At 74.3% G+C, this 12,678-nt stretch carries 11 protein-coding genes; 7 read left to right on the forward strand and 4 right to left on the reverse strand.

The window, feature by feature from the left end; all coding sequences use genetic code 11:
• Positions 1–6 precede the first annotated feature (6 nt).
• Complete coding sequence (locus tag ACFWBW_RS01030; RefSeq protein ID WP_385367358.1) at positions 7–813, forward strand: hypothetical protein; 807 nt, start codon at positions 7–9, stop codon at positions 811–813.
• Here ACFWBW_RS01030 and ACFWBW_RS01035 read toward each other — a convergent pair.
• Positions 804–2,042: an acyl-CoA dehydrogenase family protein gene (locus ACFWBW_RS01035; protein WP_385367360.1), complete on the reverse strand. Its 1,239-nt coding sequence runs from the start codon at positions 2,040–2,042 to the stop codon at positions 804–806. The genes ACFWBW_RS01030 and ACFWBW_RS01035 overlap by 10 nt on opposite strands.
• 160 nt (positions 2,043–2,202) lie before the next feature.
• Between ACFWBW_RS01035 and ACFWBW_RS01040 the strand changes: the two genes are divergently transcribed.
• The gene (locus ACFWBW_RS01040; protein ID WP_385367362.1) at positions 2,203–4,095 is read left to right on the forward strand and encodes a CoA transferase; all 1,893 of its coding nucleotides are present in this window, start codon (positions 2,203–2,205) and stop codon (positions 4,093–4,095) included.
• The gene (locus tag ACFWBW_RS01045; RefSeq protein ID WP_385367364.1) at positions 4,092–5,840 is read left to right on the forward strand and encodes a class I adenylate-forming enzyme family protein; all 1,749 of its coding nucleotides are present in this window, start codon (positions 4,092–4,094) and stop codon (positions 5,838–5,840) included. Before ACFWBW_RS01040 ends, ACFWBW_RS01045 begins: the two co-directional genes overlap by 4 nt.
• Positions 5,841–5,894: 54 nt before the next feature.
• On the opposite strand, the gene ACFWBW_RS01050 is transcribed toward ACFWBW_RS01045, so the two are convergent.
• Genes ACFWBW_RS01050 through ACFWBW_RS01060 form a run of 3 tightly spaced genes read right to left on the reverse strand, consistent with a single transcriptional unit; the run spans position 5,895 to position 8,196 of the window.
• A complete protein-coding gene (locus ACFWBW_RS01050; protein ID WP_385367366.1) occupies positions 5,895–6,731 on the reverse strand; it encodes an ABC transporter substrate-binding protein in 837 nt (278 codons plus the stop codon).
• Positions 6,686–7,576, reverse strand: coding sequence for a metal ABC transporter permease (locus ACFWBW_RS01055; protein WP_385367368.1), 891 nt, complete (start codon positions 7,574–7,576; stop codon positions 6,686–6,688). The genes ACFWBW_RS01050 and ACFWBW_RS01055 overlap by 46 nt, the downstream gene beginning before the upstream one ends.
• A complete protein-coding gene (locus ACFWBW_RS01060) occupies positions 7,573–8,196 on the reverse strand; it encodes a metal ABC transporter ATP-binding protein (RefSeq protein WP_385367370.1) in 624 nt (207 codons plus the stop codon). Before ACFWBW_RS01060 ends, ACFWBW_RS01055 begins: the two co-directional genes overlap by 4 nt.
• 328 nt (positions 8,197–8,524) lie before the next feature.
• On the opposite strand from ACFWBW_RS01060, the gene ACFWBW_RS01065 reads away from it, so the two are divergent.
• From ACFWBW_RS01065 to ACFWBW_RS01080, 4 genes are all read left to right on the forward strand, one after another.
• Positions 8,525–9,994: a vanadium-dependent haloperoxidase gene (locus ACFWBW_RS01065; protein ID WP_385367372.1), complete on the forward strand. Its 1,470-nt coding sequence runs from the start codon at positions 8,525–8,527 to the stop codon at positions 9,992–9,994.
• Between the two features lie 299 nt (positions 9,995–10,293).
• On the forward strand, positions 10,294–10,809 hold the full coding sequence (locus ACFWBW_RS01070) for a DM13 domain-containing protein (RefSeq protein ID WP_385367460.1): 516 nt from the start codon (positions 10,294–10,296) through the stop codon (positions 10,807–10,809).
• Positions 10,810–10,957: 148 nt separating this feature from the next.
• Complete coding sequence (locus ACFWBW_RS01075) at positions 10,958–12,010, forward strand: PucR family transcriptional regulator (RefSeq protein ID WP_385367374.1); 1,053 nt, start codon at positions 10,958–10,960, stop codon at positions 12,008–12,010.
• Between the two features lie 126 nt (positions 12,011–12,136).
• Positions 12,137–12,646 carry a hypothetical protein gene (locus tag ACFWBW_RS01080; protein WP_385367376.1) on the forward strand — a complete coding sequence of 170 codons (510 nt, stop codon included), beginning with the start codon at positions 12,137–12,139 and terminating at the stop codon, positions 12,644–12,646.
• Positions 12,647–12,678: the final 32 nt, after the last annotated feature.

Below are 12,678 nucleotides of genomic sequence, written 5' to 3' on the forward strand. Positions count from 1 at the left end.
GGGTGGATGGCTCGCATACGGGTGACGGTCTGCCTGCCGGCCGAGGCCGGAGGCGATATCGAGGGCGCCCTCGACGAGGCCATGGCCCCCTTCTACCTCGACACGGGGGACAACCCCGTCGACCGTCGCATGTGGGATGCGCGCCGCATCCTCGGCGGCAGCCACAGCACCGGGTTCGCGATCGCCCCCGGCCATGAGAACGACCCGAGGCTCATCCATGACGACCCCGCGAACGACGGCACACCGTGGCCCAGTGCTCCGGGCGTCTGCGCCGGGGGACCCCGCGCCCTGCTCGACTTCTCGCAGCCGCTCGCCGCGTCCGAGCGCAGGATCGCGGCTTCCTGGGACCTCTGGCACCGCCTGTCCGCCCTGCACCCTCCGGCCCGGCCGCTCGAGGAATTCGTCGATCGCTGGCGGAACGACCCCACCGCGTTCCCGGACGACCGCTGGGGCGACGACATGTTCGCCGCCTACCGGGCCCAGCCGGTGATCCAGGCGTTCCTCGACCACCCGTTCAGCTTCGGCATGGGCCTCCTGGGGTTCCCGTTCTGCTCGGAACACCCCGTCATCGACTACGAGGGCGACCGGGACGCCTACGTCCGCGAGTTCAGCGCACGGAATCCGCCCGACACCGATGTGCTCACCCTCGACGGCTGGTGGGTGGAGGGGCAGAACAGCGCCCTGCACGCCACCTGCGACCCGCCGCTCTGCCCCCACGAACCTCCGGTGCCCGCCGAATGGCCGGGCAGCGAGGCGTACCTCGCATCCCTGCCCGGCGACACGATCCTGGTCCGGCTGAGCTGTCACGGCTGACGCAGCCCGGACCCGGGTGACGACCGCACCGGGGGGACACCTCCGTACTCGCCCAGAACCCTCCGCGCCACCCCCGTGATGTGCAGTTCGTCCGGGCCGTCCAGGATCCGGGCCGTGCGCCCCGAGCGGTGGAGGGCGGGGAGGGGGGTGTCGGGGCCCAGGCCGGCCGCGCCGTGGATCTGGATGGCCGCGTCGGTCACCTGCTGGAGCGTGCGGGCCGCGGCCACCTTCGCCAGGCCCACCTCCACGTGCGCGTCCCGTCCGGCGCCGATCAGGGCCACGGCCTCGTGGACGAGCGGCCGGGTGGTGCGCAGCACGAGGAGCGACTCGAAGACGTGGCTCTGCACCAGCTGGTGGCTTCCGAGCGGACCGCGCAACCCGGTACGGGAGTTCACGCGCTCGCACATGAGGTCGAACGCGCGCTGGGCCTGGCCGAGCCAGCGCAGACAGCGCAGGGTGCGGCCCAGCTGGAGCCGTTCCGCGGCGATGGCGAGGGCCCGGCCGCGTTCGCCGAGGAGGTGGTCGGCGTCCACGCGCACCCGGTCGAACTCGATCTCCCACTGGCCGGCCGCTCCCAGCACCGGCAGCTCCCGCACCACCCGGAATCCCGGCGCCGAGGTGGGGACGACGAGCAGCGACAGCCCCGTACGGTCTCCCGGCCGCCCGTCGGTGCGGGCCAGGACGGTGACCAGGTCGGCCCCGGCGGCGTGCGAGGTGAACCACTTGCGGCCGCTCAGGGTCCAGCTCCCGTCCGCTTGTTCCGCCGCGTGCGTGGAGGTGAGGTACGGGTCGGTGCCCGGGGTCTCCGGGTCGGTCATGGCGTAGCAGGCGCGCAGCTCGCCGGCCGTCAGCCGACGCGGGTACAGCGCGCGCACCCGGTCGCCGCCGTGCCGCCACAGCATCGTCGCGTCGAGCAGCGGCGCCGACCCCAGCGCCGCCGGTCCGTGGTCGCTCGCCCCCTCGGCCTCGGCGAGCCGTGCGTAGCGCGCCAGATCCAGTCCCTGGCCGCCCAGTTCCGCGGGGAGCGGCAGGGCCCAGAGGCCCGCCTCCTTCGCGCCGGCCTGGAGCTCCCGCAGGGCCGCCGCCGCGGCGGGACCGCCCGCGTCGAGGACGGGCTCGCGGGGCATCACCCGCTCCCGTACGAACTCCGCCACCCGGTCCCTCAACTCCGCGTCCTCGCCCACTGGTTCGCGCAGGCCGCGCGCCGCACTCCCTCCGTCTTCCGCCACTCGGTCCTCCACCACTTTCCTCCAGCCCGCCGGGAACCCGTGGGAACGGCAGTCCGACTGCCTCCCCGTGGAACTGGTCGGGCGGGCCCGCCCCTTGGTTCCCGCGTACGGGATCACCAGCGGCGCCGGCTGATCGCCGGGCCGGGAGAAGAGGAGAGGCATGGCGTCACCCGCCGTCACCCAGACCGCTCGGCCGCTCGACGGGCTGCGCTTCACCACCTCGGGACCGCCCGCGCTCGCCGGCCCGGTGGCCGAGCACCTGAGGGCGCTGGGAGCCGTCGCCACGGACACCGGGCCGCCGGCCGCGGGGGGCGACGACGGAGCGGCCCGCGTCACCTTGGCGGACGACGCTTTCGGGGGTACCTACGGGTCCGGGCTCCCTGCTCCGGCGACCGCGACCGCGATCGGAACCGCGACCGCAACCGCGACCGCAACCGCCACCATCGCCTGGTCGTCGCCGGAGGCGGCCCTGCGCGGCGTCACCGACGAGGCGACCGTGCAGGCCGCGACCGGGATCATGGCCGTGCACGGCCGCCGCGACGGCCTGCCGCGGGGGCTCGCCGTCGACTACGCCACCGCCGCGACGGCCGTCCTCACCACGCAGGGCCTGCTCGCCGCCCTGCTGGCCCGGGCCAGGGGGTGCGAGGGCGCCGCCGCGCAGCCGCACACGTACGTGGACCGGGCCGGGCTGCTGGTCGTGTCCCAGTACCTCGCCGCGAGCGGCGCCGACGAGGGCGAAGCCGCCGAACTCACGCCCGGGGGGCCGCCCTTCACCGCCGCGGACGGCACGCTCTTCGAGCTGGAGACCCTGGATCCGGGTGCCTGGGCCGGGTTCTGGCGGGCTCTGGAGGCCCCCTCCGACGCGGTACGGGCCGGCTGGCGGCCCTTCCAGTTCCGGTACGCCACCGCGTGCGCACCCTTCCCCGAGGCGCTGCACGCCACCACCCGGGCCCACGGCTGGCAGCGGATCCGCGATGCGGCGGCCGCCGCGGGAGCCGAGGTCTGCCGGCTGCGGAGCCTGGCCGAGCGGGCCGCCGAGCAGGACGGAGCCGCCCCCTGGACCCTGGCCCCGTACGGCCCCGGCGGCCATGTCCCGGCGAAGGCGGCGCCCTCCGCCCCGGGCCCCCTCGCCGGCATGACCGTCCTGGAGGCCGGCCGTCGCGTCCAGGCGCCGCTCGCCGCCCACCTGCTGGGGCTGCTCGGCGCCGAGGTGGTCCGGATCGAGCCCCCGGGCGGTGACCCGCTGCGCGGCATGCCGCCCGCCTGCTCGGGCCTCTCCGCCCGCTGGCTGGCCCTGAACCGGGGCAAGCGTGCCATGGAGATCGACATCAAGTCGCCCGGCGACCGGCTGCGACTGGCGGAACTGGCGGCCGGAGCAGACGTGTTCCTGCACAACTGGGCCCCGGGGAAGGCCGCCGAGCTGGGCCTGGACTCCGCCGACCTCGCGCGGGCGAACCCCGCGCTCGTGTACGCGTACACCGGCGGCTGGGGCGAGGGCCGGATCGCCGATCCGCCGATGGGCACGGACTTCATGGTCCAGGCCCGCACCGGCGTCGGCGAGGCCGCCCGCCCCGAGGGCGAGGTGCCGGCGCCCTCCCTGATGACCCTGCTCGACGTGCTGGGCGGGCTGCTCGGCGCCGAGGCCGTCCTCGCGGGGCTGCTGCTGCGCGAGCGCACCGGACGCGGGGTCCGCGTGGACTCCTCGCTGCTCGGCGCCGCCGACCTGCTCACCGCCCCGGCCCTGCACCGCGCCCGGCACGGGGAGCGGGGCCGGCGCCCCGCGGGATTCCGTACGCCCCTGCGCACCGCGGACGGCTGGATCGCCCCGGCCGACGCGGACGCCCGCCGAGCGGCGGCCGTCGTCAGCGGTACGCGGGGGTTCACGGAGCTGCCCACCGAGGACGCCCTACGAGCACTGCGGGCGCGCGGCCTCGCCGCGACCGCCGTCACCACCGACCTTGCCGACCTGCACCACGACCCGCGCTTCGCCGGCTCGATCAGCCGCGACGCGCACGGTGCCCCCGCCGTTCCCGACCCCTGGAGCTTCGTATGACCGTCGCACTGCACGATCTGCTGCCCGTGGGCCTGCGCCGCTCGTGGGCGGTCGACGGAACCTGTCCGGACCTCGACCTCTACAGCCTCTTCCGGGCCCGTCAGATAGCCGACCTGCACCACACCGCGGTCATCGACGCCAAGGGCAAGCTCTGTTACACCGCGCTCGACCGCAAGGTGCGATGTCTGGCCACCGGCCTTGCGGAGCTCGGCGTACGCCCCGGCGACGTGGTCGGTGTCCAACTCCCCAACGGCCGCAACGCGGTCATCGCCGACCTGGCCCTGGCCGCCATCGGAGCGGTGGCCCTGCCCTTCCCGGTGGGCCGGGGCGGCCAGGAGGCCCGCAGTCTGCTGCGCCGCGCCGAGGCCGTGGCGGTGATCGCCGCCGTGGAGCACCGGGGCCACCGGCACGCCGCCGAACTGCGGGACCTGGCCCCCGAACTGCCCGCGCTGCGCCATGTCATCGAGGTCGGCGGACCGGCGGGCACGGGCTCCAGCCGATCACAGCCGGAAGGAACGATTCGGTTCGCGGAGCTGCTGCGCTCCGACCCGGCCGCCTTCGTACCCGCCCGGCCCCACCCCGACAGCGCCGCCCGCATCCTGGTGTCCTCGGGCTCGGAGGCGGAGCCCAAGATGATCGCGTACTCCCACAACGCCCTCGCCGGCGGCCGGGGCAACTTCCTCGCCTCCCTGATGCCCGACGGGACGCCGCCGCGCTGCCTCTTCCTCGTACCGCTCGCGTCCGCCTTCGGCTCCAGCGGCACCGCGGTCACCCTCGCCCGGCACGGCGGAACCCTGATCGTCCTCGACCACTTCACGCCGGAGGCGGCCCTCGCGGCGGTGCGCGAGCACCGGCCCACACACATCCTCGGGGTGCCCGCGATGATCCGCATGATGCTCGACCGCCTGGAGGCGGAGGCATCCGGGGACGGCGACGGGGCCGGCGACGGGGCCGGCGCCGTCCCGCTTCCGGCCCCCACCGCCCTCGTCCTCGGCGGCGCCCCCCTCGACGAGACCACGGCCGAGAGCGCGAGCCATGCCTTCGGCTGCCCGGTCGTCAACCTCTACGGCTCGGCCGACGGGGTCAACTGCCACACCGGACTGGGCGCGGCGGCCCCGGAGTCCGAGGGCACGGGCATCGCCGCCGGCCGCCCCGACCCCCGGGTCGCCGACATCCGCATCGCCGACACCGAGACGCACGAGCGGCTCCCCGACGGCGAGATCGGGGAGATCATCGCGTGCGGCCCCATGACCCCCATGTGCTACGTCGCCTCCCCCGACCTGGACGCGCGCTACCGCACGCCCGAGGGCTGGGTGCGCACCGGCGACCTCGGCTTCATCGACGAGGACGGGGTCCTCCACGTCGTCGGCCGCCTCAAGGACATCGTCATCCGCGGCGGCGCCAACATCAGCCCCGCCGAGGTGGAACGGGAGCTCTCCTCGGACCCCCTCGTCCGCGACGTCGTCTGCGTCGGGATCCCGGACGAGGTGATGGGCGAGCGCCTCGCCGCCTGCGTCGTCCCCCGCGGTGCGCGCCTCCCCACCCTCGACTCCCTGGCCGGACACCTCACACGCTGCGGTCTGGAGCGCCGCAAGCACCCCGAGCACCTGCTGCTCCTGCCGGAGCTCCCGCTCACCCCGGCCGGCAAACCCGACCGCGCGGAGCTGCGCGCACGGGCCCGCGGAGCCGCCGCCACCGCCGCCACCGCCGCCACCGCCGCACTCGCCGCCGGGGTGGGCGCGTAGACGAGGGCGGGGCGGCCCCGAAGGGACCGCCCCGCCCTGCCCCGCCCACAACCCTTAGGCGGCCTTGGCCATGGCCTTCTTCAACTCGACCCCCGCATTGCGGTAGACCGGCAGCAAGTCCAGGTCGTTCCCGGGGTAGTTGACGATCTTCACCTGTCGCGCGCCGGAGTCGGGCAGGACGGTCCCGGTCGACATGTGCGCGTTGTCCAGTACCAGCGCGGGCTTCTTCGCCGACAGCTCGGCCAGCTGCGCCGGGGTCACCGCCTCGGGACCGTAGGTGCCCACCGTGGTGGCGCCCGCCAGCTTCGCCGACCAGGCGGTGAACACCTGGCTCACGACCGACGGGCTCTTCCCGCCGGGCCAGGCGGCCCGTACGTCCTTCGCGACCCGCCCGTACTCGGCGTCGAAGTCCGCCGTCCACTGCGCGGCGGCGGCCTGCGTGCCGAACAGCGCCGCCAGCCGGGCGACTTCGGCCTTGACCTTGTCGGCGTCGTTGTCGAGGTTCACCTCCACCAGCTCCGCCTTCGACCCGGCGGCCTCCTTGATCTTCGCGGCGTACGGCTCGAACGGCGCGTACAGCACGAAGTCGGCCCCGGCGACGGCGGCGAGGTCGGAGGGCTTGGGGTCGTAGTCCGGGGCGTGGTGCACGGACTGCGGCACGATCACCTTGACGTCCTGTGCGCCCGCGGCCTTGGCGAAGGCGCCCTCCCAGGTGGTCGTCACGACGACGACCGGCTTGCCGCCCTTGGCGGTGTCACCGCCAGGCCCACTGGCGCCGGTGTTGCCGTTGCCCTCGCTGTCACCGCAGCCGGTCACCAGGGCCAGTGCCAGGCCCAGTGCCGCAGTCAGTGCGAGGAGTGAAGTGCTGCGGACGCGGGTTCGCGGCGCCATGAGCGGATTCTCCGTTCGGGTACGAGGTGCACCGCGAGGACGAGCGCCCCCGCGGTCAGGACGAGGACGGGCCCGGGGGGCCAGTCCAGCCGGAGGGCGATGAGGAAGCCGGTCAGGTTCACGAAGACACCGATGGCCACCGCCCACCCGGTGATCGATTTCAGCGAGGTCCCCAGCCGGCGCGCGGCCAGGGCGGGCAGCAGGGTCAGGGCGTCGACCAGCAGGGCGCCGGTGAGCTTGATGGCTCCGGCGACCGCGACCGCGACGAGCACCAGCAGAACGGTGGTCAGCGCCCGCACCGGCACGCCCGAACACTGCGCGAGCTCACGGTCGTACAGCAGCAGCGCCACCTCCCGGCGGCGCCACCAGAACAGTCCGGGCACGAGGACGGCCAGTACGCCGAGCACCACGAGGTCGGCGCCGCCGACGGACAGGATCGAGCCCCACAGCAGCGCGAACGCGCCCGAGGCGTTCACCCCGGAGACCGCGAGGAGCAGCAGCGCGGCGGCGATCGCCAGGCTCATCAGCAGCCCCATAGCCCCGGACAGACCGTCCGGGGTCCGGGCCAGCGGGGCGACCCCCGCCCCGGCCAGGGCACAGGCCACCAGCGCGCACAGCATGGGGTCCAGCCCGGTGAGCAGCCCGACGGCGATGCCCAGCAGCGCGACGTGCATCATCGCGAAGCGCACCGGCATGATGTCCAGCCCGACGATGACCACACCGATCACGGGCAGCCCGACGGCGGCCAGCATCAGGGCGAAGCCCGCCCGCTGCACGGGGGCCAGTTGCAGCAGGGTGCCGAGGTCGGCGCTCGCGAGGGAGGCGGCCGCGAGGGTGGCGCTCACCGGACCTCCCGCAGCCGGCCGGCGGCCATCTCCAGTACCCGGTCGCAGCGTTCCGCGAGCGCCCGGTCGTGCGTGACGACGACGAGGGTCACGGGCAGCGCGGCCAGTACGTCGGCGGCCTCGTCCTGCCCGGCGAAGTCCAGGGCGGCGGTCGGCTCGTCGGCGAGCAGTACGCCGGCCCCCGCGGCGACGCAGCCGATCGCCCGGGCCAGGTACATGCGCTGCAACTGCCCGCCGGACAGGGTGTGCAGCGGCCGCCCGGTCAGCGGCCCCACCCCCAGCCGGTCGGCGGCCTCGGCGGCGGCGCGGAAGTCCCCGCCGCTGGCGAGGAGCTCGCCGCCCAGCAGCGGGAATCGTCCGGCGGCGGGCTTCTGCGGGATCCACGCGCACGCCCGCCGCCGCCAGGCGGGATCGCCCTCGCGGCCGCCGACCAGGATCTGCCCGCTGACCTGCGGGTGCAGTCCGAGCACGGCGCGCAGCAGCGTGGTCTTGCCCGATCCGTTGGTGCCGGTCAGCGCGACGCGCTCGCCGGCGGCGATCACCAGGTCGACGCCGACCACGGCCTCGACCCGCCCGTGCCGGCAGCCCACCCCTTCCATCCGCACGTCCAGCCCGCCCATCCCACGCCCCTCCACTGTCACCGGCCGTCTCTCCGCGTGAAGTTGGTCGGCCGGGAAGGGCCCACAGTTCCGGCGATCGGCGATCTGCCGGTGGCGGGCCGGTAGAGGGGCCGGTCGAGCGGTAGGTGTGACGCCGCGAGGCCGCCCTTCGGGCGACGACGGGAATGTGACGACAGGCCCTGGCGGGTTCACGCCGTCCAGCCGGGCGGGACCGGCCATTCCGCGCGGGCGTTCCATTTTCTACAAGCGCCCGGGCCCGCCCCGGGCCAGGATCGCGCCGCCACCTCCCGTGGTGATCAACACGTATGTGATCAAGGGGAGTCGAGCCATGCCCGAGAACGTCCGCACCCCTCGCCGCACCCTGCGCAGCGCCACCCGACGGAGCGCTCTGTGGCACCGCGCCCTGGCGACCGCCGTCGTCCTGGCCGCGACCGGAACCGTTCTCGCCGCCGCCCCGCAGCCCGCCCAGGCGGCGCTGCCGGCGCAGTCGATAGCCGACCCGGTGCACTACTGGAACGACGTGCTGCAGAACGTCTTCCGCCGGGTCGGCGGCGGGCCCGTCCCGATGGCCCGCTCGGCCGCGATGATGAACGCCGCGATCTACGACGCGGAGTCCTCGTACCAGCTGAAGTGGAAGGGCAAGATCACCTCGGAGCCGTACATCAAGGCGGAGAACTACGTGGGCTGGGCCGAGGGCCCCGACGAGGAGGAGCGCGTCATCGGCCGGACGGCCTACAACATCCTCCTCGGCCTCTACGGCAACAAGCAGAGCCGCTACGCGGACCAGACGCAGTACCTCGACTCCCGCTTCCGCGAGCGCTTCGGCACCGAGCCCACCGCCGGCGACTTCCTCGACCTCTCCGTGGTCGGCACGATGGTCAAGCAGATGACCGACGCCCGCACCGGCGACGGCTCCGACAACCCCCAGGTCTACGTGGGGGACAACAAGCCGGGCGCCTGGCGGCCGACGAGCTACCCGGACATGCCCGACGCCACCTGCGACGAGGACAGCGACGCGATCAGCCCGTTCTACGGCCAGGTCAAGCCGTTCTCGCTGGCCTCCGGCTCGCAGTTCCGCCCCACCACCCTGACCCAGTACGGCTCGTACGAGGCTCTGGTGGCGAGCGACGCGTACAAGCAGCAGGTCGAGGCGGTCCGCAGGGCCGGCGCCGACAAGCCCACGGCGGCCACCCCGGTGATCAACCGGACCGCGGACCAGCTCGCCGCGGCCTGGTTCTGGGCCAACGACAACAACGGCACCTACAAGCCGCCGGGCCACATGCTCCAGGCCACCCGCGAGGTCGCCAAGGCCCGCGGCCTCGGGGTCTACGCGAACGCCCGCCTCTTCGCCCTCGTCTCCCTGGCCATGGCCGACACCGGGATCGCGGTCCGCGACGCCAAGTTCGCCACGCCCATCGACCTGTGGCGGCCCGTCTCGGCGGTCCGCGAGGGCGGCCTCGACCCCCAGTGGAAGCCGCTGCTGAAGAGCCCGACGGGCGTCAACGTCAGCCCCTGCTTCCCCGCGTACGTCTCCGGCCACGCCTCCTTCGGCGGCGCCTGGGCGGGGGTCATGAAGCGCTACTTCGGCAGCGACAACATCTCCTTCGACCTCACCACCGACGAACCGCAAGCCCCGGTCAAGACCCGCCACTTCACCAGCTTCAGCGCGGCCGGCAAGGAGGACGCCGACAGCCGCATCTGGCTCGGCGTCCACTACCCGTGGGACGCCACGGACGGCCTCGCCCTCGGCGAGAAGATCGCGAACCAGGTCTTCACCACGAAGCTCCGCACCCTCTGACCGGACCTTCCGGGCCCGTCCCGCCGCGCCCGACCTGAGGGGCACGGCCCGACGGGCCGATCCCGCCGTGCCCGACCTGACGGGCACGGCCCCCCGGCCGGATGACGTAAGCCTTTCGTCATCCGGCCGGGTCTGGTCCCGGCCCGCGCCCGCGCGTTGAATGCCCATGACGGCCGGTCGGCCGGACGTACGCGAGGAAGGCCCGACGAGTGACGCAGAACCCGACGCCGAACCAGCCGCAGAACCCGATCCCCGACGAGCCGCGGACCTCGCCGAGGAGGCGGGGCGGACGCCGGCTCCTGGCCTTCCTCGCCCTCCCGGCGGCCCTCCTGCTGGGCCTCGGCCTGTACTGGTTCCAGCCGTGGAAGCTCTGGCAGGACGCCACGGTCAACGAGTCCCTCCCGGCGGCGGCCCCCACCGCCACAGCCGCCGCCCCCGCACCCACCCGCTCGCCCGTCACCCCGCGGACCCTCGCCCAGGGCGCGCTGATCAGCCACGAGCACACCACCACCGGCACCGCGAAGCTCATCCGGCTCCCGGACGGCTCCCACACCCTGCGCCTGGAGAACCTCGACACCAGCAACGGCCCCGACCTGCGGGTCTGGCTGACGGACGCCCCGGTGAAGGAGGGCACGGCGGGCTGGCGGGTCTTCGACGACGGCAAGTACGTCAGCCTGGGCAAGCTCAAGGGCAACAAGGGCGACCAGAACTACGCGATCCCGGCCGACGTGAACCTCTCCGACTACGGCAGCATCACCATCTGGTGCGACCGCTTCGACGTCTCCTTCGGCGCGGCGGCCCTCACGACCGTGTGACCGGCGACCGCGTGATCCGCGACCGCCCGGATGCCTCCGTGTCACCCTTGTCCCCGGACCAAGGACGCGTCACGCACGCGTAAGCAGGACAAGTCGCGTCGGGACAGAGCACAGCAGGACAGTGCACAGCGGGGATCGGGGAAACACCGTGGCTGGACCACAGGCACCGGCGAGTCACCTCTCGGGGTACGCCGACCTGCTCGTCGACGCCTGCGCCACGGGCCGCCGCCTGACCCGCGCGGAGCTGGAGTCCCGTCGTGCGGAGGGCGAGCGGGCGGCGGAGGCCGGGCTGCCGCTCCGCGCGCTGATCCGCGATCACCTGGCCGCGGCGCAGCTCGTACGGCCCCTCCCCGCGGCCGGTCCGCTCCTGGCGGCCGTCGAGCAGGTGGTGGACGCCTTCGTCGAGGGCTACGAACGCGCCCAGCACCAGGCCGTCCGCCAGGAGGAGGCGGCACGCCGGGAGTTCATCGACGACCTCCTCTACGGCGGCAGCGACCTGGGCCGGCTGGCCGAGCGTGCCGGGCGCTTCGGACTGCGCCTCTCGCAGTCGCACGGCGTCGCCGTGGCCACCGGCCCCGAGACGTACGGCGACGGCTACCCCATGGCACGCGGCATCGAGTCGGCGGTCCTCGCCCGCTTCCCGGGCCGGCAGGTCCTGCTGACCACGAAGGACGGCCGGCTGATCTGCGTGGCACCGGGGGACCAGCCGGAGGTCCTGGAGTACTTCGCGAAGCGGGCGCACGCGGCCACCGACGGCGGCCGGGTCGGGATCGGCCGCTCGCACCCGGGCGCGGGCGGGGTCGTCCACTCCTACGAGGAGGCCCTGAACGCACTCGACCTGGCCCGGCGGATGGAGCTGGACGGACCGGTGCTCCACGCCGTCGACCTGCTCGTCTTCCCGGTGCTGACCCGGGACCGGCAGGCCATGGCCGATCTGGTCGAGAGCACCCTCGGCCCCCTGCGCACGTCCCGCGGCGGCGCCCAGCCGCTCCTCGACACGCTCACCGCGTACTTCGACAGCGGCTGCGTGTCCACCGAGGCGGCCCGGCGCCTCTCGCTCAGCGTGCGCGCGCTGACGTACCGGCTGGACCGCATCCACACCCTCACCCGGGCCGACCCGGCGGACCCGCTGAACCGGTACACGCTCCAGACGGCGGTGATCGGCGCCCGCTTGCTGGGCTGGCCGGCCGGCGACGCGTGAGCCACTCCCCCCTCGTGCGTTAAAGGGGCGTAAAGATTGCCGACACCAGGCAATGCGCAGAGTGCTCCCGGGGTGAAACGATGCTGCTGTCCGGCGGAAAAGCCACCCGGGCGGGGAGGCGCGTTCATGGGGTTCTTTCTTGGTCTCGGCATTGCGGGGATCGCGCTGCTGGCCGTCTCCCTGCTCCTCGACGGCATCCTTGAAGGCGTCTTCGACGGTGCGCTCAGCGGACTGTTCGACGGCTGGCTGTCCCTTCCGGTGCTCGCGGGCTTCGTGTCGATGCTCGGCTTCACCGGGGCGATCGTGCTCGGGACCACGGGGCTCGGGCCGGGCCCGGCGACCGTCGCGGGCGCCCTCGCGGGAGCCGGCGCGGGCTGGGCGACGTACCGCCTGAGCCGCGCCCTGATGCGCGACCGCAGCGGGGCCGCCCCGCACCAGGACTCCCTCATCGGCTCGACCGGGACCGTGGTCACCGCGATCCCGGCCTCCGGCTACGGCGAAGTCCTCCTGCGCCTGGCGGGCCAGCCCGTGAAGTACGCGGCCACCGCCGAGGGCCCGCTGGCCCGCGGCGCGGAGGTGTGGGTGACGGCGACGCCGTCGTCGACCTCCGTCAGCGTCCGCGCCGTCGAGCGCTGAGGAACCGACCCGCACCCGACCTGATCACCCAC

Source organism: Streptomyces sp. NPDC059957 (assembly GCF_042730015.1).
Taxonomy (GTDB): domain Bacteria; phylum Actinomycetota; class Actinomycetes; order Streptomycetales; family Streptomycetaceae; genus Streptomyces.

What these genes read in the sequence shown, in the direction of transcription:
- ACFWBW_RS01030 (WP_385367358.1), top strand. Translation starts at nt 7, where the DNA reads ATGGCTCGCATACGGGTGACGGTCTGCCTGCCGGCCGAGGCCGGAGGC.
- ACFWBW_RS01065 (WP_385367372.1), top strand. Translation starts at nt 8,525, where the DNA reads ATGCCCGAGAACGTCCGCACCCCTCGCCGCACCCTGCGCAGCGCCACC.
- ACFWBW_RS01060 (WP_385367370.1), bottom strand. Translation starts at nt 8,196, where the DNA reads ATGGGCGGGCTGGACGTGCGGATGGAAGGGGTGGGCTGCCGGCACGGG.
- ACFWBW_RS01040 (WP_385367362.1), top strand. Translation starts at nt 2,203, where the DNA reads ATGGCGTCACCCGCCGTCACCCAGACCGCTCGGCCGCTCGACGGGCTG.
- ACFWBW_RS01080 (WP_385367376.1), top strand. Translation starts at nt 12,137, where the DNA reads ATGGGGTTCTTTCTTGGTCTCGGCATTGCGGGGATCGCGCTGCTGGCC.
- ACFWBW_RS01045 (WP_385367364.1), top strand. Translation starts at nt 4,092, where the DNA reads ATGACCGTCGCACTGCACGATCTGCTGCCCGTGGGCCTGCGCCGCTCG.
- ACFWBW_RS01050 (WP_385367366.1), bottom strand. Translation starts at nt 6,731, where the DNA reads ATGGCGCCGCGAACCCGCGTCCGCAGCACTTCACTCCTCGCACTGACT.